We start from the raw sequence: 16,970 nt of genomic DNA, 5'->3' as shown, positions 1-16,970 counted from the left end.
CTGAGAGCGGTCGTGGTCACCGAGATCGGTGGAGACTCTGCATCCCGCTTCACTCTGGGGAGGAGAAGTCTCTCAGCGCCCTGCGCGCGTTGCGAGCAGCAGGATGCCCGTGGTCGACTCCCGCCAGGCGGACCCGCTGCGCGCGAAGAGCGAGCCGCTCGAGGCGAGCACCCGCATGCCCGATGAGCCCTTCGCCCCTGCGATCGACACGGCGCCGGCCGGCGCGGTCTCGATGGTCCCCGGGCCCCCGACGATCTGCGTCAGGATCTTGGGCCCATCCGCTTCCGTCAGGATGCCGAGGCGATCGGAACCGAGCCACACCACGTCGTTCGCGGGTCCGTCGAGCCGAGCGACCTGCAGGGCGTCGCCGAGACTCGTCGGCATGCCGTTGCCGTCCCGCACCACCGCGGAGACGACGACCCACCGCTCCCCGCCGACCACCACGATCGCGGCCACGCGAGCCCCATCGGAGGAGACCCGGATCGCCGACACCTCGGACGCGCCCGGCCAGGCATCGGCGACATCATGACGCACGACGTCGTCGCCCACCGCGAACAGCTGTCCCGGCGCGTTCGCCGGCACGGACCACGTGTAACCATAGGGGTCGAGAGACGGCGCGATCAGCCCCGGCCTCGCGTCGAGCTCGTCGAGACTGCCACCTCCTGCGAGGAACACCTTTCCGTCTGCGAGCCGGATGGCCGCGTGGGACTCGTCCACGGACACGTCGATCGCCGTCGCGGGCAGCGGGAGGCCGAGGACCGCCCCGCTGATCCCGGCGAGCGGGGTGATCTCGGTGCCGACGATGGTCCCGAACGCGCCGTCCTTCAGCACGATGCTCCCCACATCCGCAGGCTCTTCGACGACCTTCACCACTCCGGCGTTGAGGGTGCGTCCGTCGATGGTGAACCGCACCTGACTGACGTGGATGCCCGCCGCTTTGAGCGTCGCCTGGAGCTGCGTGCGCATGCGCGAGAGCGTCGTCGGGTCGAGTCCCTGCGCGTCCCGGTTCAATGCGACGTCCGCGACCAATTCGGCGTCGATGAACACGGCATCGCGGGCGAGCTTGACATCGGACGGGAACGCGCTCTGGACCGCCGGCTCCAGCCACGGGCTGGGTGCGCCCTCGATCAGGGTCTGCGTGACCGCCGTCGCGATGCTCTCGCGTCGAGGAAGCCAGCGGACGTCGGGGACCAGCCGCGACCAGCCCTCGTCGAAGTACTGCAGCGGATAGTCGCCGAACACCTGCGGGAAGCGCGACTGGTCGATGACGATGCCGTTCGGGGCCTTCGAGATGCGCCATTCGCCCTCGGTCTTGACGACGGAGAAGGTGAGGGAGGAGGTACCCGTGGCCGCCGAGTACGCGCCCGTTCCGTCCACGCTCGCGACCATGTCGATCCCGACCTGGATCTCCACGGTGTCGCCGTTCTTCGCGTCGGAGACGTCCTCCGCATCGGAGACGAACGTCCGCGAGGACGAGCTCTCGTCGATGGAGACGCCCTCACTGGGGCGCCAGGTCGCCGCGAGTTCAGGCGTGAGGAACTTCCTCGCCACGGCCCAGACGTCGGTCGGCGTCACCGCGGCCTCGAGGAAGTCGTCGACGATCTTCCTCGGACTCGCCCCGGGAAGCGGATCCGACGCGAGCAGGAGGATCTCGGGGACCTCGGACGACTCCCCGAGCGCGAGTCCCTGCTTCGGGTCTCCGCTGGTCGGCAGGCCGGTGCACGACGAGAGCAGGAGGACGGCCGCCGCCGCAGCGACGATCGTGCGCAGGATGCGTGACGTGCGCCGCGCCATCAGAGGCTCCCCTCGTCGAACAGATGCGGGGGCAGGTCGGCGAGCTCGATCGGCTGGGTCGCATCGGTAAGCTCGGCCAGGGGCTCCTGCGGTTCCAGCGGCACCGGGGACGGCCCGTCGATCACTCCCTGATGACGGGGCAGCGTGAGGACGAAATTGGTGCCCACACCGATCTCCGACCACACCGCGAGGGTGCCGCCGTGCAGCATCGCGTCGCCCAGCGCGATCGACAGGCCGAGACCCGTCCCGCCGATCGTGCGCTGGCGCGAGGGGTCGGCCCGCCAGAACCGGTCGAACACGCGTTCTGCGTCGTCCGCTTCCATCCCGAGGCCGGAATCCCTGACCCCGACGGCGACGGCGTGCTGATTGCTGTCCACCGTGATGACCACGGGGCGTCCTTCGCCGTGCTCGATCGCGTTCCCGATGAGGTTGCGCAGCACGCGCCGCACCCTGCGCGGATCCATGTCCACGGGAGAGTATCCGCCGGGGGCGACGAGACGCAGTTCGGTGTCGTGCCCCTCTGCGAGCGGTCGCATCTGATCGATCATGTCCTCGGCGAGGTGCGCGAGACTCGTCGCCTCGAGTTCGAGCTGCACGGAGCCCGCATCGTAGCGGCTGATCTCGAGCAGGTCGGAGAGCAGGGTCTCGAACCGCTGCACCTGGGTGTGCAGCAGCTCCGTCGTCCGCGACATCACGGGGTCGAACTCGTCACGCTGGTCGTTGAGCATGTCCGCCGCGAGGCGGATCGTGGTCAACGGCGTCCTCAACTCATGCGACACGTCGGACACGAACCGCTGCTGCACGAGCGAGAGCTCACCGAGCTCCTTGATCTGCGCCTCGATGCTGTCCGCCATGGCGTTGAACGAGCGGCCGAGCGTCGCCAGTTCGTCTTCGCCTCGCACCTCGAGGCGGACGCCGAGATCACCGGAGGCGAGCCGGGCACTCGTCTCCGCGGCCTCGACGATCGGCGTCGACACGGTCCTGAGCACGACGAAGGAGATCACGGCGACGATCGCGACGAGGCCGATCCCGGCGATCCACAGCGTCCGCTGCACGAAGGACAGCGTCTGATCGGCGTCGGAGAGATCGTAGGAGAAGTACATCTGGAACGGACCGGCCTGAGGCACCTTGATCTGCTGGCCGACGATGATCCCCGGCACCTCCCTGCCCGACACCGTCAGTGCGACGGACTGCCAGGTCTGCCTGTCGTCGAACTCGACGACGCGGAAGCGCAGCGCCTGCGTGATGAGGTTCTCGCTCAGTCCCGCCGTGAACCCGTTCAGGCGCACGGCGGCCGTGTCCGTCCCGGCCTTCGCGTTGATCCGGATGCCCGCGATCCCCTCCGCGGTCGAGTTGCGTGCGAGGTCTCTCTGCACGCTGTCCCACAGCTCGGACAGCGCAGCGGGGTCGTCGCTGATCGCCGCGGAGTCGAGCACGGCCTGGGCCTGATCGACCGCCCTGCGCGCGTCCTCCAGCACCTCGTTCTTCCGCGAGTCGAAGAGATCCCCCTGGATGACGAGCGCCATCGTGACGCAGGTGACGAGGATAGCCAGCGACGTCAGCAGAAGAGTGACGGTCAGGGTCCGGAACCTCAGTGAGCGCCGCCAGAGCAGGCTCAGGGAGGACGGCCAGCCGCGCCAGTCGCGAAGGACAGCGACCGCCGTGGTGGTCGCTGTCGTCGCGGCCATGATGCGCCTAGCCGACGCTCCCGGCGCGGTAGCCGACGCCACGCACCGTCATGACGATCTTGGGGTTGTCCGGGTCGACCTCGACCTTCGCGCGCAGTCGCTGCACGTGCACGTTCACCAGACGGGTGTCTGCCTTGTAGTGGTAGCCCCACACCTGCTCCAGGAGCATCTCGCGCGAGAAGACCTGCTGCGGCTTGGAGGCGAGAGCGACCAGGAGCTGGAACTCCAGCGGAGTGAGGGCGATCGGAGCCGTTCCTCTGCGCACCTCGTGCGCGTCGACGTCGACGGTGAGGTCGCCGACGCGCAACTGCTCACTGGTCTGCTGCGGGGCCGGACGGAGCCTCGTGCGGATGCGCGCGACGAGCTCCTTCGGATTGAAGGGCTTGACGATGTAGTCGTCTGCGCCGACCTCCAGTCCGCGGACCACGTCGGCGGTGTCGCTGCGAGCGGTGAGCATGATCACCGGCACGCCGGATTCCGCACGGATACGGGTGCAGATCTCGATCCCGTCCATACCCGGGAGCATGAGGTCGAGCAGCACGAGATCGGGGCGCTGGGTGCGCCATTCCTCGACCGCCCGCGCACCGTCGGCGCAGAACACCGGCTCGAAGCCCTCGGTGCGCAGCACGATGCCGATCATCTCTGCGAGCGCGGTGTCGTCGTCGACCACAAGAATGCGTGAGGTCATAACAGTTACCTTATGGCACTCGGTACCACCGATCCGGTGTCTGCGCATCTTGGACGTGTTGTGACACGATGGGAGCGCACGACGGAGGGAGTGCTGTGAGTGGCCAGACCTGGACCCCTGCCCCGAAGAAGGGGCTCATCCCCCTGCATCCGCTGACGTTCGGGATGCTGCTGGGGCGATCGTTCTCGGCACTGCGCCACAATCCGAAGGTGCTGTTCGGCTTCGGAGTCGTCGTGCAGCTGTTCGTCGTCGTGCTGAGCTCCGTCGTGATGGGCTACGTGTTCTTCACCACGTTCGCGCGCCTGCAGTCCGTGTCGATCTCGTCCCCCGACTTCGAGTCGATCTTCGCGGGGACCATCGCCATGAATCTCGTCGCCGGCATCGCCGTCGGGCTGGCCTCGGTGGCCTTCACCGCGATGATGCAGGGCGTCGTCGCGGCCGAGGTCGGATACGGCGCGGTCGGCGTGAAGGCGTCGCTGGGCACGCTGTGGCGCAGAATGGCGCCGTCCTTCTGGCGTCTCGCCGGCTTCTCGATGCTGGCCGTGCTCGCCGTCTTCGGCGTCATCGCCGTCGTGTTCGCCGTGATCGCCGGGATCATCGTCGCCGTGGGCGGCAACGGGACCGACCAGATCGGCATCATCGTGGCGGTCGTCATCATCCTGATCCTCGCGATGATCCCGCTCTCGGTCTGGCTGAGCACCAAGCTCCTGCTGGTGCCGTCCGTGCTCGTGCTCGAGCGCGCGACCCTGCGTGGCGCCCTCGTGCGCTCCTGGCGACTCACGCGCGGGCGCTTCTGGGTCGCGTGGGGCGTGACGATCCTCATCGGCATCATCATGGGTGTGGCCACCCAGGTGGTGAGCATCCCCGTCTCCCTGTTCTCCGGCCTTCTGGGCGGAGTCATCATGCCCACGGGCAGCTCGGCCGACCCCGGCGCCGTGTTCGGCTTCGTGCTGGCTCTGCTGGTGCCGCAGATCCTCCTCCTGATCCTCCAGGCGATCACCCTGGTCGTGCAGAGCACGGCGGGCACGCTCGTCTACGTCGACAGTCGGATGCGCTACGAAGGCCTCGATCAGACGCTGATCGCCCATGTCGAGAGGCGCGACCTCGGCTGGACAGAGGATCAGCTCGGCGATCCCTTCGTCGTCGACCCCGCGCGTGCCGTCACCGACGCTCCCCCGCCCGTGCAGCCGCCGGAATGGGCGGTGGCGCAGGCCACCTATGCCGCGAGTCAGGGGTACCCCGCACAGGGGTACGCAGCGCAGTATCCCGTGCAGAGCAACCCCACCGCTCCGTACCCGGGTCAGGGATACCCGGCTCCGCAGCAGTACGCCCCGGCGCAGCCGTACCCGCAGACCGGCGCGGCGACCCCGCAGCCGCCCGCATACGCACCGCAGCAGCCACCTGCCTACGCTCCGCAGCAACCCTATGCGCCGCAGCCGCCGGCATACGCACCGCAGCCACCTGCTCCGACGTCGCAGCCACCTGCGTATCCGACGCCCGCGGCGCCGCAGCCGCCCGCCGCGCCCGCACAGGGAGCCGCTCCGTCCGACCGCGCCCCGGAGACCGGGTGGGCTGCTCCCGGTTCCGACGGGGCGGCATGATCCGTCCGTTCGACGACGTCGTCGTCCCCGATGGGGATGACGCGCGACAGTGGGCCGAGCAGGAGCTCTCGAACCCTCGCTACGCGGATGCGAAGCCGACGTGGTTCGATCTCATGGCGCGCGACATCGGCCGCTTCCTCGCCGACCTGTTCTCCTCCGACAACTCGAACGCCATCGGGCCGAGCGCCCTCATCGTCGTGAGCGTCGTGATCTTCGGCGCGCTCGTCGCCGCGCTGATCATCTGGGGCCGTCCGCAGCGCCCCCGAGCGGTGCGGCGAGCCCTGGGCGGACTGCTCGGAGCGGACGACGACCGCACCGCTGCGCAGTTGCGGGCCGACGCCGAGCGCAGCGCACGCGACGGCGAATGGGACGACGCCACGGTCCTCCGGTTCCGGGCGCTCGCCCGCGGCCTCCTCGAACGCGACCTGATCGACCCCGCCCCCGGGGCGACGGCCCAATCGATCGCGCGCGAGGTCGGAACGGTGTTCGCGTCCGAGTCCTCCGCCGTGCGGACAGCCGCCGGCTCCTTCGACGATGTCCGCTACCTGCGGCATCCGGCGACGGCAGACAGCTACGCCCAGCTCGCCGCGGTGGATGATCGGCTCTGCGCGCTGCACCCCGAGGCGGTGACCGCATGACCCTCGTCGCAGAGGACACCGCGACGGCGTCTGCGGCGTCCACCGCGGAACGCCCACCACGTCGGCGCCGTCTTCGCACGCTGGGCGGTTGGGCCATCGTCGCGATCCTCGTGATCCTCGGGGCGTTCGTCGCGATCCAGGTGGGCGTGTCCATGCCGTCGTCACGCGGATCCCTCGACCCGCAGGGCGTCGGCGACTCCGGAGCGATGGCGCTGGCTGAACTCCTCCGCGACCAGGGGGTCGAGGTCACCGTCGCCCGCTCCCGCGACGACGCCCGCGCCGCACTCGACGAGAACACGACTCTCGTCATGTCCAACCCCTACACCCTCACCGACGAGGGGCTGGAGCGCTTGATCGAGCCGGCCGACCGGGTCGTCTTCCTCTCGACGAGCTCGCACCTGCTCAGCGTGCTGGGGATCGGCACGAGCGCGAATGGCCCCTCCACCCCGGTATCTGCGGACTGCACCGTTCCCGAGTTCGCGAAGGTCGGCGACATCCGCCCCGACCGGATGTTCGCCCCCGCGGACGGCGTCGAGGGGTGCTTCGGCGACGCGGATGCCGCCGCCGTGCTGGTCGACGATGACGACGGCATCCGTCGGACCGTCGTCGAGGCCGGACGCCTCTTCAGCAACGCGTACCTCGCCGAGGACGGCAACGCGGCGCTCGGGCTCGCCCTGCTCGGCCAGAGCGAGAAGGTCGTCTGGTACGTGCCCTCCTTCGAGGACTCCGACATCCAGGGCGAGTCGCCCGACACCCTCGGATCCCTGACCCCCGGCTGGGTGACACCGGCGATCCTGCTCCTCTTCCTCGCCGGCGCCGCCGCCGCCTGGTGGCGGGGCCAACGTTTCGGCCCGCTGGTGGCGGAGACCCTTCCCGTGACGGTGCGGGCATCCGAGACCATGCAGGGCCGCGCGCGGCTGACCGCCAAAGCGGCCGATTCCGCACACGCCGCCGAGGCGCTGCGCGACGGAAGCCGACGTCGGCTCGCCCGACGGCTCGGCCTCGCCGTGACCGCGACCCCCGACGAGATCGCGGACGCCGCATCCGACCGGCTGCGCATCCCCCGGGGCACGCTGCAGACCCTGCTGGCGGGACCGCCGCCCGCAGACGACCCATCGCTGATCCTGTTCGCGCGTCAGCTCGACGAGTTGGAGACCTCGGTCGACGACTCGACCCGTAGCCCGCGCACGCCGGAATGACCCTCTCCACACCGACGGAAGCCGAGGACGACACGTGACCGCTGAGAACTTCAACGACGCCGAGCTGCGGCAGGCGATGCATCGCGTGCGCGCGGAAGTGGACAAGGCCGTCGTCGGCCAGGCCGGCACGGTCACGGGCCTGCTCGTCTCACTGCTGGCCCGCGGGCACGTGCTCCTGGAGGGCGTGCCCGGCGTGGCGAAGACCCTGGTCGTGCGATCGTTCGCACGGGCCCTCGGCCTAGACACGAAGCGCGTGCAGTTCACCCCCGACCTGATGCCCGGCGATGTCACCGGCTCCCTCGTCTACGACGCCCGCACCGGCGAGTTCGACTTCCGCGCGGGCCCGGTGTTCACCAACATCCTCCTCGCGGACGAGATCAACCGCACTCCGCCCAAGACGCAGGCGGCGCTCCTGGAGGCCATGGAGGAGCGCCAGGTGTCCGCAGACGGCGTCAGCCGCGCCCTGCCCGACCCGTTCCTCGTCGCCGCGACGCAGAACCCGATCGAGCACGAGGGCACGTACTCGCTGCCCGAGGCACAGCTCGACCGCTTCCTCATGAAGCTCGTGGTGGGCATGCCGGAGCGCGACGCGGAGGTCTCCGTCCTCCGCAGGCACGCCTCGGGGTTCTCGCCGCGTGAGCTCACCGGCGTCGAGTCCGTCGTGACGGCCGACGAGATCCGCGCCGCGCAGGCCGCGGCCGCCCTCGTCGAGGTCACGGACGACGTGCTCGGCTACGTGGTCGACCTCGCCAGGGCGACCAGGCAGTCCCCGTCGGTCGAGCTCGGTGCGAGCCCTCGTGCATCCACCGGCCTGCTCGCGGCGGCGAAGGCGTGGGCCTGGCTGAACTCCTCCACCGCGGTCACCCCCGACCACATCCAGACCATGCTGGTGCCGGTCTGGCGGCACAGGCTCCAGCTGCGCCCGGACGCGCAGATGGAAGGCGTCTCGGCGGATGCCGTGCTCACCTCCGTCGTCCAGCAGACCAGGGTGCCGATCTAGGTGTTCGTCACCGGTCGCCTCGCCGTCGCTCTCGGCATCGGCATCATCCCGCTGGTCCTCGCCGGACTCGCGGGCTACTCGGGGTACGCCGCGCTGGGCATCTGGGCGGGACTGTGCGCGGTTCTCGTCGCGGTCGACGTGCTCACGGCGGCGAGCCCCGCAAGAGCCGTGGTGACGCGCCGGGTGCCCGCGCGAGCACGACTGGGCGAACAGGTCCCGGTGAGCGTCGCGGTGCACAATCTCGGCTCGCGCACGCTGCACGCCCTCATCCGCGACGCCTGGCAGCCGACCGCCGGCGCCGGGCCGGAGCGGCAGCGCCTGAACATCCCTGCGGGCGAACGCCGCCGCGCGGACATCCCCCTGCTCCCCCGCCGGCGCGGCGAGCTCGTCAGCGAGTTCGTGGTGATCCGCTCGCGCGGCCCCCTCGGCCTCGCAGGCCGGCAGTCGAAGCACCGAGTTCGCGGTGCGATCCGCGTGCTGCCCGCGTTCTCCTCCCGCAAGCATCTGCCCTCGCGGCTCGCACGACTGCGGGAGCTCGACGGCAACACGAGCATCCAGGTCCGAGGGCAGGGCACCGAGTTCGACTCGCTGCGCGAGTACGTCCGCGGCGACGACGTGCGCTCGATCGACTGGAGGGCGACCGCACGCGCGGGCACGACGATGCTGCGGACGTGGCGCCCCGAGCGCGATCGTCACGTCGTCATCATCATCGACACCGGCCGCACGGCCGCCGCACGCGTCGGCGACGGCACCAGGGTGGATGCGGCCCTCGAGGCCGCGCTTCTGCTCGCCGCCCTGGCGACGCGCGCCGGAGACCACGTGCACCTGCTCATGTACGACCGCGTCGTGCGCGCGAGGGTAACGGGCGTCGACGGCGCCGCGCTGCTCCCGGCGCTGACCGACGCGATGGCCCCCGTGCACGCGCGTCTCGTCGACACCGACTGGCCGAGCGCCTTCGCCGCCGTCCGCACGCTCACCACGCGCCCCTCGCTGATCGTCGTACTCACCGCACAGGATGCCGCGGAGTCTGCCCGAGGCTTCCTCGGCGCCTTCCCCGATGCGTCGCGGGCGACCTCGATCCTCGTCGGCTCGGTGACGGATGACGGCATCTCGGACCTCGCCAGGAGGCGCGACTCGCGCGAGGATGTCTACCTCGCCGCAGCGGCCGAGCGCACCATGCGCGACGCCGAGAACGTGGCCGACGCGATCCGACGCGCCGGAGGCGAGGCGATCGCCTCAGATCCCGAGACGCTCCCCCCGCGCATCGCCGACCGCTACCTCGAACTGAAGGCCGCCGGACGGCTCTGAGCCGCGCGGCCGCGCGTCGATCCCTCGCACGTCGGGGCCTTCGCCCGGCGCGCAGGAGTCGACTCAGCCGGCGACGAGCCGCGGAGTGCCGGCCTCGTACTCCACGAGGTCTCCGGTCTCGCCTCGACGGTAGGCGCGACCTCCGATGACGAGCATGTAGATGAGGAACACGGCGAGCGCCGCGGCGCCGATGCCGATCTTGACCGGCCAGGGCAGCGACCATCCCGTGACGAAACCCTCGATCAGACCGGCGAGGAACAGCGCGAAGATCAGGCCTATCGCGACGGTCGCGAGAGACCGTCCCTCGGCGGCGAGGGACTCCCCCCTGGTCCGATGGCCCGGCGCGACCCACGCCCAGAACAGGTGCAGCCCGCCCGCGCCGGCCACGAAGATGCTCGTCATCTCCAGCATCCCGTGCGGCAGGATGTAGAGGATCATGACGTCGACCTGGTCATGCGCGGCCATGACCGCGCCGGAGACGCCGAGGCCCATCGCATTCTGGACCATCGCGTAGACCGGCCAGATCCCCGTGATACCGAACAGGACGCACTGCAGGGCGATCCAGAAGTTGTTCCACCACACCATGCCCATGAACACGGCAGCAGGATTCTCGGTGTAGTACCCGGTGAAGCTCTCATCCGCGTACTGCTTCAGGTCAGCCGGAGTGCCGAGCGTCGCGATCAGGGCCGGGTCGCTGGAGATCCACACGGCGGTGCCGACGGCGATCGCGATGAACGACAGGGCGATCACGAGCGTCGTCCAGCGCAGCCGGTACAGCGCCGCGGGAAGCTGCCTGGAGAAGAAGCGGGCGGCGAGGGTCAGGACGTTGTCGGACGCTCCGGTCAGCCGCAGCCGCGCCCTGATCAGGATCGTCGACAGGTACGCGCCCTGCGGGGACTCTCCGACCGAGGTCTTGAGATCGGCGAGATCCGCGGATGCCGCCCGGTAGCGCACGATGAGCTCGTCGACGCCGGCGCCGTCCAGCCGCGCACGGCTCAGGTCGTCGAGTCGTTCCCACTCGGCGCGGCGTGCATCGGTCAGCGCATCGGCATCCACCTGATTTACTGTACTCATGTCCGTGCCGTTCGATACGTCAGACGAGATGCTCTCCGGCGAAGCCGTGGCGATCGATGTGCAGCCGATCGGCTTCGTGCTGCGGGCGGCCGGAGCCGTCATCGACATCCTCGTCAGCGTCGCGGTGTACGTGATGTGGATCTTCCTGCGGCTGTGGCTGCTCGGCATCGGCGTGCTCGACGAGGCGACCGACACGATCGCCTCGATCATGGCGATCATCGTGAGCTTCGCGGTGCTGCCGATCACGATGGAGGTCGTCCTGAAGGGACGCAGCCTCGGGAAGCTCGCCGTCGGAGGGCGCATCGTGCGCCTCGACGGCGGAGCGACCGGATTCCGCCACGCCTTCATCCGCGCGCTGCTCGGCGTGCTGGAGATCTACATGACCCTCGGCGGCGTCGCCGTCCTCGCCGGCGCGTTCAGCGCTCGGTCGCAGCGCCTGGGCGACATGGTGGCCGGCACGTACAGTCAGCGCGTGCGCACCCCGAAGCTCGTCCCCCTGGCGCCCGTCCTTCCGCCGATGCTCGCGGGCTGGGCGCAGATCGCCGACGTCGCGCGTCTCCCCGATCGACTCGCCCGCCGCATCTCGCAGTTCCTGGTGAGCGCTCCGCGACTCACGCCGTCCGCGCGCGAGCGCGTCGCCGGGGAGCTGCTGGCCGAAGCCTCGCCGTTCGTCTCGCCGATCCCCGCTGCACCGCCCGAGGTCGTCCTCGTCGGCGTCACCGTGCTGCGCCGCGAGCGCGAGCGCCGCGCGCTGGAGAACGCCGGCGCGCGCGCCGAGAAGCTGACCGGTCGGCGCGTCGGCGTCTGAGCATCCCGCTCAGTAGCGGTAGTGCTCCAGCTTGTACGGCCCCTCGACGGGGACGCCGATGTAGGCGGCCTGCTCGTCGCTGAGTCGCGTGAGCTGCACGCCCAGAGCATCCAGGTGCAGACGGGCGACCTTCTCGTCGAGAGCCTTGGGCAGCGTGTAGACGCCGGTCGGATACGCCTCGATGTTCGTGAACAGCTCGAGCTGCGCCAGCACCTGGTTGGCGAAGGAGGCGCTCATCACGAAGGACGGGTGCCCCGTGGCGTTGCCCAGGTTCATCAGACGGCCCTCGCTGAGCACCAGCACGCTGCGTCCGTTCGGGAGGCGCCACTCGTGCACCTGCGGCTTGATCTCGACCTTCGAGACTCCGTCGAGCGCCTCGAGACCCGCCATGTCGATCTCGTTGTCGAAGTGACCGACGTTGGCCACGATCGCGAGGTGCTTGAGCGCCAGCAGATGCTCGGTCGTGACGACATCGCGGTTGCCCGTGCCCGTCACGACGATGTCGACGGCGCCCGCGACGTCGATGAGACGCGCCACCTGGAAGCCGTCCATGGCGGCCTGCAGGGCGCAGATCGGGTCGACCTCGCTGACGATCACGCGGGCGCCCTGGCCGCGCAGGGCCTCCGCCGCGCCCTTGCCGACGTCGCCGTAGCCGCAGACGAAAGCGACCTTGCCGCCCATCAGCACATCGGTCGCACGGTTCAGGCCGTCGGGCAGCGAGTGGCGGATGCCGTACTTGTTGTCGAACTTGCTCTTGGTCACCGAATCGTTGACGTTGATCGCCGGGAACAGGAGATCGCCGGCGGCCGCGAGCTCGTACAGGCGGTGGACGCCGGTCGTCGTCTCCTCCGTCACGCCGATGAGTCCGGCGGCGATCTTCGTCCATCGGTCGGTTGACGCGGCGAGCGAGGCGCGGAGCACGTCGAGGATGATCGTGTACTCGTGCGAGTCGGCATCCGTCGCAGCGGGCACGGCTCCGGCCTTCTCGAACTCGACGCCCTTGTGCACGAGGAGCGTCGCGTCTCCCCCGTCGTCGAGGATGAGGTTCGGTCCGTCGAATCCGGATGCCGACCAGTCGAAGATCCGCTCCGTGCAGGCCCAGTACTCGTCGAGCGTCTCGCCCTTCCACGCGAACACCGGCACACCGGCCGGGGCGTCGACGGTTCCGGTCGGGCCGACGACGACAGCAGCGGCGGCCTCGTCCTGCGTGGAGAAGATGTTGCAGCTCGCCCAGCGGACCTCGGCGCCGAGAGCGGTCAGGGTCTCGATCAGCACGGCGGTCTGCACGGTCATGTGCAGGGAACCCGCGATCCGCGCGCCCTTGAGCGGCTGCGCCGCACCGAACTCGGCGCGCAGGGCCATGAGCCCCGGCATCTCGTTCTCTGCAAGCCGCAGCTGGTGGCGGCCGGCTTCGGCCAGGGATAGATCGGCGACGCGGTACTCGAGCTCGGGCATGCCCCTATTCTGTCATCCCGTCAGAACCGGATCGCATCGATGACCTTCACCCGCAGCGCGACGATCGCCGGGATGAATCCGGCCACGGCGCCGACCGCGACCGAGGCGATCAGGCCGATCATGGCCGCGCGCATCGGGAAGGGCGGGATGTCCTGGATCCCGTAGAACATCGAGGTGACCACCCAGTCCGATCGCAGGACGGCCACGACGATCGCGATCCCGATCACGCCGGCGACCGTCGTGGCGACCAGGCTCTCCAGCAGCACCGAGACGAACACCCGCCCCGAGGTCGCCCCGAACGCCCTGCGCACCCCGATCTCACGCACGCGCTGCCGCATGGCGACGAGCTGGATGTTGATCAGGCTCAGGGCGCCGAGCGCGAGGATGACCCCGGCGATGCCTCCGACGACCATCTCGAACGTCGCCATCGCGTTCACGTTCCCCGGCTGCGCGGCCCAGTCCGAACGGCTCACCGTGATGGTCTGACCCTCGGGGAGACCGGCCCGCAGATCCATCGCGAACACCGGCGCGATCTCGTCGACCCTGCTCTGCGAGACCCACACCTCGTACTGCACCTGGGCGCCTTCCGGGAGGGCGTCGACCCTCGCCCGGTAGGAGTCGAAGAGGAGGTCCACCCGCAGCGAGTCGTCCATGTATCCCTGACGCGGGACGACACCGACCACCTGGTAGGCGCCGCCGGCCGGACCCGCGAGCGACAGCGTCGGATGCTGTGCCAGGGGAACCCTGCCGATCCTCTCCCACAGCGCCTCCGTGATGATCACCGGTGGCGCGAGGGCCTCGACGTCCGCGTCGGCGAGCCAGCGCCCGTCGAGCAGCTCCTCTCGGTGGATCTGCGGGTACACGGGGTCGTACAGCCGTGCGTACACGTCGACGATGCCGTCGGGCAGCGCCACGGGCACGCTGAGCCCCTGCACGACCCTCGCCGCGTGACTGAAGTCGAACCGCGCGGCGGCGCCGGCGACGCGTGCGTCGAAGGCGTCCAGGTCGACGGGTGCGCCGTCCTCGCTCATCTGGCTGACGACCAGGGTCGCTGCGCGCCCACCGGATCTGTCCGACTGCTCCGTCTGATACTGGCGCTGATATTCCGAGAACGCGAAGACCGCGGTGAGCGCCGCGACCGAGACGGCGATGCCGATCAGGCTGAGCAGCACCCGCAGCTTGTGAACCCTGATCTCCGCCCAGGCGTCGGCCAGAGCACCGAGGATGCCGGTCACGATGCCTCCTCCGGTTCGGAGGCGGACGACGGCACGGACGCCGCGAGCGTCGACGCCTCGAACGCGAGGCTGAGATCGGCCGTCTCCAGGCGTCCGGCATCGAGTCGATAGTGCCGCCGCGCGCGTGCGGCGACGTGGAGATCGTGCGTGATCGTCACGAGCGCGGCATCCGTCTCGGTGGCGACCTCGTCGAGAAGCGCCATGACGGACGCCCCGGTGTCGATGTCGAGCGCGCCGGTGGGCTCGTCCGCGAGGATCAGCACGGGCCTGCGCACCAGCGCCCTGGCGATCGCCACCCGCTGCTGTTCGCCGCCGGAGAGCCGGTCGGCGATCTGTCCGGTGCGATGCCCGAGTCCGACGCGCTCGAGCATATCGGCCGCGATCCGGCGGCGGTTCCAGAACAGATGACCGCGTGCGTGCCCGAGCGGCATCATCACGTTGTCGAGCGCCGTCCGCCCCGGGAGCAGGTTGAACTGCTGGAACACGAAGCCGACGTTGTTCCCGCGCAGCCGGTCGAGCCTTCCCGCCCGCATGCGCCGGACCTCCGTGCCCTCGAAGGCGACCGTTCCCGCGGTCGGGGCGTCCAGCATCCCGAGGATGTTCAGGAGGGTCGACTTCCCCGAGCCGGAGCGCCCGACGATCGAGACGTGATCGCCCGCCCCGACCTCGAGGCTGATGCCGCGCAGGATCTCGAGCGTCGAGTCGTCGGCGAGCGTCACGCTCTTGGTGACGTCGTCGAGCCTGACGAGGGTCACCAGTTCGTCCCGCTGTCGCACTGCTCCACCCCTGGTGCGACCTCGTAGCAGTTCTCCTGCACGGGGGCGACGAAGCCGGGGACGAACTGCCTGATCGACTCCCCCTCATCGAGACCCGAGACCACCTCGACGATGGTGCCGTCGTTGACGCCGAGCGTGACGGCGCGCTCCTCGGGGTCGGCGCCGTCTCCGGCATCCACCCACACGTTGCCGCTGCCCGCTCCGCCCTGCACCGCCGTCACCGGGATCACGAGGGCGTCATCGACCTTCCCGAGTGCGAGATCGAGCGTGGCCGGGAGTCCGGCGAACACGATCTGATCGGTCGGGATCGCGCATCGCACGCTCGCCGTGCCCTCTGGGCTCACTTCGACTCGCACTCCGGTGCAGGTGAAGGGCGCGGGTCCTCCGGTGATCGTGACGGATGCCTCGGTCGGCGCGTTCACGAGCCGGTAGAGCTGCACGGGCTCGACGGTGGCGAGCAGGTGATACCGGGCCGGGGTGATCTTGTAGATCTCGGTCCCGACGCTAGTGGGCTGCCCCTTCACGAGCGCGATCTCGGAGATCTCGCCCGCCTCGGGCGCGAGGACGTCGATGTCCTTCTTCGGGTCGTCCTGCGTGATCGTGAAGAGCTTCTGGCCGGCGGCGACCGTCGCGCCCTCGCCGACGTGGACGGCGGTGACGGCCCCGGTGATCTCGCTGCGCACGGTGAACGCGTCGTCGCGCGCGATGTTGCCGCTGAGCGAGAGCTCGTTGACGACGGATCCCCGTTCGACCGCGATGACCGGATCGGTGATCGCCGCCTCGGGTACGACCGCCGTCACGGTCTGGTCAGGGAAGAACGCGATCTTCACGAGCGCCACGGCAGTCGCGCCGAGCACGATGACGAGAAGGAGAGGGAAGATCCAGCGACGCCAGACGATCACGGCTGCCTTTCCGGCCACGCCACCTTGGCGCGCCCGGAGTCAGCATAACCAGAAAATGGTTTCCGGGTATAGAGAAAAGCTCAGGCGCGAAGAGCCTCGTGCCTCACGACGAGCCAGCCTGCGGGGACCGACAGCCTGTCGGCATGCGGCGCGCACAGGTCGTGGGCGTTGGCGTGGTGCGCGATGCCGAGCGGCCCCAGAGCCGCCATCTGATCGCCGTAGTCGTAGGTGAGCGTCGCCACGGCCTCGCGAGCGCAGCCGACCTTCGAGCAGAGTCTTCCGTCCATCACCGCCAGGCTACGTCCGGCGGACGCCGGTCGGGGGATGCCGCGCCGCATGCGGAGGCACACCGCCTAGACTTCTGAACATGCCCCGTCGTCGCGCCGATCGCGCCTCCGCCGCTCCGCGGAGGGGCGCCCGTCACGGCCGACACGGCCGCCTCGGCCGCAGTGAGGTGGTCCGGCCTCCTCTCGCCCCGCTCGACGGGCGGATCGACCGGTTCGACCTCACCGTCGGCACGGCGGTGGAGTTCCTGCGCGGCACGTGGAGCGAACTGCAGGACGTGCGCTTCGAGATCGGCGCCATGCCGCTGTACGAATCGGGAGACGAGGTGCCCCGCTGGTACCTCGACCGCGACAACCGGCGCATCGTTCTGTTCCGGCTGCCGATCGAACGGCTGCTGCCGCCCGGTCACGACGACGCAGCCCATCGGCGCATGGCCATAGAAGGCGCCGTGTTCCGCGCAGCGGCGGAGTACGTCGGCCGCGAGCCCTGGGACCTCGGCCACGACCACTGAGCACGCGG

General features: G+C 69.9%; 16 protein-coding genes. 7 read left to right on the top strand and 9 right to left on the bottom strand.

The features are described 5' to 3' along the window. Positions 1-72: 72 nt before the first annotated feature. From ACFY5A_RS11985 to mtrA, 3 genes are read right to left on the bottom strand one after another with little or no spacing between them, the layout of a single operon-like run. Complete coding sequence (locus ACFY5A_RS11985) at positions 73-1,794, bottom strand: LpqB family beta-propeller domain-containing protein (protein ID WP_341942513.1); 1,722 nt, start codon at positions 1,792-1,794, stop codon at positions 73-75. Continuing rightward, complete coding sequence (gene mtrB, locus ACFY5A_RS11980; RefSeq protein WP_341942514.1) at positions 1,794-3,482, bottom strand: MtrAB system histidine kinase MtrB; 1,689 nt, start codon at positions 3,480-3,482, stop codon at positions 1,794-1,796. The genes ACFY5A_RS11985 and mtrB overlap by 1 nt, the downstream gene beginning before the upstream one ends. 7 nt (positions 3,483-3,489) lie before the next feature. Beyond that, on the bottom strand, positions 3,490-4,170 hold the full coding sequence (mtrA, locus tag ACFY5A_RS11975; RefSeq protein ID WP_341942515.1) for an MtrAB system response regulator MtrA: 681 nt from the start codon (positions 4,168-4,170) through the stop codon (positions 3,490-3,492). Positions 4,171-4,265: 95 nt separating this feature from the next. Here mtrA and ACFY5A_RS11970 point away from each other — a divergent pair, with 95 nt between their 5' ends. The 5 genes from ACFY5A_RS11970 to ACFY5A_RS11950 all read left to right on the top strand — a co-directional run bounded on the left by ACFY5A_RS11970 (position 4,266) and on the right by ACFY5A_RS11950 (position 9,916). Continuing rightward, positions 4,266-5,771, top strand: a complete 1,506-nt coding sequence (locus ACFY5A_RS11970) for a hypothetical protein (protein WP_387234266.1) — start codon at positions 4,266-4,268, stop codon at positions 5,769-5,771. Next, entirely contained in the window at positions 5,768-6,409 is a 642-nt protein-coding gene (locus tag ACFY5A_RS11965) for a DUF4129 domain-containing protein (RefSeq protein WP_341942517.1), read from the top strand. The genes ACFY5A_RS11970 and ACFY5A_RS11965 overlap by 4 nt, the downstream gene beginning before the upstream one ends. Continuing rightward, positions 6,406-7,608, top strand: a complete 1,203-nt coding sequence (locus ACFY5A_RS11960; RefSeq protein WP_387234263.1) for a DUF4350 domain-containing protein — start codon at positions 6,406-6,408, stop codon at positions 7,606-7,608. The genes ACFY5A_RS11965 and ACFY5A_RS11960 overlap by 4 nt, the downstream gene beginning before the upstream one ends. A 76-nt stretch (positions 7,609-7,684) precedes the next feature. Beyond that, on the top strand, positions 7,685-8,608 hold the full coding sequence (locus tag ACFY5A_RS11955) for a MoxR family ATPase (RefSeq protein WP_223587469.1): 924 nt from the start codon (positions 7,685-7,687) through the stop codon (positions 8,606-8,608). Then, positions 8,609-9,916 carry a DUF58 domain-containing protein gene (locus ACFY5A_RS11950; RefSeq protein WP_387234260.1) on the top strand — a complete coding sequence of 436 codons (1,308 nt, stop codon included), beginning with the start codon at positions 8,609-8,611 and terminating at the stop codon, positions 9,914-9,916. A 63-nt stretch (positions 9,917-9,979) separates the two neighbouring features. Here ACFY5A_RS11950 and ACFY5A_RS11945 read toward each other — a convergent pair whose 3' ends face one another. Beyond that, positions 9,980-10,972 (bottom strand): stage II sporulation protein M, encoded by a 993-nt coding sequence (locus ACFY5A_RS11945; RefSeq protein WP_387235940.1) that lies wholly within the window; start codon positions 10,970-10,972, stop codon positions 9,980-9,982. A gap of 16 nt (positions 10,973-10,988) precedes the next feature. On the opposite strand from ACFY5A_RS11945, the gene ACFY5A_RS11940 reads away from it, so the two are divergent. Beyond that, positions 10,989-11,798: an RDD family protein gene (locus ACFY5A_RS11940; RefSeq protein ID WP_387234257.1), complete on the top strand. Its 810-nt coding sequence runs from the start codon at positions 10,989-10,991 to the stop codon at positions 11,796-11,798. 9 nt (positions 11,799-11,807) lie between these two features. On the opposite strand, the gene ahcY is transcribed toward ACFY5A_RS11940, so the two are convergent. From ahcY to ACFY5A_RS11915, 5 genes are all read right to left on the bottom strand, one after another. Further along, positions 11,808-13,253, bottom strand: coding sequence for an adenosylhomocysteinase (ahcY, locus tag ACFY5A_RS11935; protein WP_387234254.1), 1,446 nt, complete (start codon positions 13,251-13,253; stop codon positions 11,808-11,810). A 20-nt stretch (positions 13,254-13,273) separates the two neighbouring features. Then, positions 13,274-14,488 (bottom strand): ABC transporter permease, encoded by a 1,215-nt coding sequence (locus ACFY5A_RS11930; RefSeq protein WP_387234251.1) that lies wholly within the window; start codon positions 14,486-14,488, stop codon positions 13,274-13,276. Continuing rightward, the gene (locus ACFY5A_RS11925) at positions 14,485-15,243 is read right to left on the bottom strand and encodes an ABC transporter ATP-binding protein (protein WP_387234248.1); all 759 of its coding nucleotides are present in this window, start codon (positions 15,241-15,243) and stop codon (positions 14,485-14,487) included. The genes ACFY5A_RS11930 and ACFY5A_RS11925 overlap by 4 nt, the downstream gene beginning before the upstream one ends. Next, complete coding sequence (locus ACFY5A_RS11920) at positions 15,240-16,184, bottom strand: HlyD family efflux transporter periplasmic adaptor subunit (RefSeq protein WP_341942523.1); 945 nt, start codon at positions 16,182-16,184, stop codon at positions 15,240-15,242. Before ACFY5A_RS11920 ends, ACFY5A_RS11925 begins: the two co-directional genes overlap by 4 nt. A 62-nt stretch (positions 16,185-16,246) precedes the next feature. Next, positions 16,247-16,453, bottom strand: a complete 207-nt coding sequence (locus ACFY5A_RS11915; RefSeq protein WP_105672472.1) for a DUF3499 family protein — start codon at positions 16,451-16,453, stop codon at positions 16,247-16,249. An 80-nt stretch (positions 16,454-16,533) separates the two neighbouring features. Here ACFY5A_RS11915 and ACFY5A_RS11910 point away from each other — a divergent pair, with 80 nt between their 5' ends. Then, complete coding sequence (locus ACFY5A_RS11910; protein ID WP_341942524.1) at positions 16,534-16,962, top strand: hypothetical protein; 429 nt, start codon at positions 16,534-16,536, stop codon at positions 16,960-16,962. The last annotated feature ends 8 nt before the right edge of the window (positions 16,963-16,970 follow it).

Source organism: Microbacterium sp. NPDC012755 (assembly GCF_042901325.1).
Lineage (GTDB): Bacteria > Actinomycetota > Actinomycetes > Actinomycetales > Microbacteriaceae > Microbacterium > Microbacterium natoriense.
Note: the sequence above shows the minus strand (reverse complement) of the source record. Positions and strands in the feature narration are given on the sequence as shown.

Excerpts from the sequence above, each read along its gene's own strand:
- ACFY5A_RS11985 (WP_341942513.1), bottom strand. The coding sequence starts at position 1,794 with ATGGCGCGGCGCACGTCACGCATCCTGCGCACGATCGTCGCTGCGGCG.
- mtrB (WP_341942514.1), bottom strand. The coding sequence starts at position 3,482 with ATGGCCGCGACGACAGCGACCACCACGGCGGTCGCTGTCCTTCGCGAC.
- mtrA (WP_341942515.1), bottom strand. The coding sequence starts at position 4,170 with ATGACCTCACGCATTCTTGTGGTCGACGACGACACCGCGCTCGCAGAG.
- ACFY5A_RS11965 (WP_341942517.1), top strand. The coding sequence starts at position 5,768 with ATGATCCGTCCGTTCGACGACGTCGTCGTCCCCGATGGGGATGACGCG.
- ACFY5A_RS11960 (WP_387234263.1), top strand. The coding sequence starts at position 6,406 with ATGACCCTCGTCGCAGAGGACACCGCGACGGCGTCTGCGGCGTCCACC.
- ACFY5A_RS11955 (WP_223587469.1), top strand. The coding sequence starts at position 7,685 with ATGCATCGCGTGCGCGCGGAAGTGGACAAGGCCGTCGTCGGCCAGGCC.
- ACFY5A_RS11940 (WP_387234257.1), top strand. The coding sequence starts at position 10,989 with ATGTCCGTGCCGTTCGATACGTCAGACGAGATGCTCTCCGGCGAAGCC.
- ahcY (WP_387234254.1), bottom strand. The coding sequence starts at position 13,253 with ATGCCCGAGCTCGAGTACCGCGTCGCCGATCTATCCCTGGCCGAAGCC.
- ACFY5A_RS11915 (WP_105672472.1), bottom strand. The coding sequence starts at position 16,453 with ATGGACGGAAGACTCTGCTCGAAGGTCGGCTGCGCTCGCGAGGCCGTG.
- ACFY5A_RS11910 (WP_341942524.1), top strand. The coding sequence starts at position 16,534 with ATGCCCCGTCGTCGCGCCGATCGCGCCTCCGCCGCTCCGCGGAGGGGC.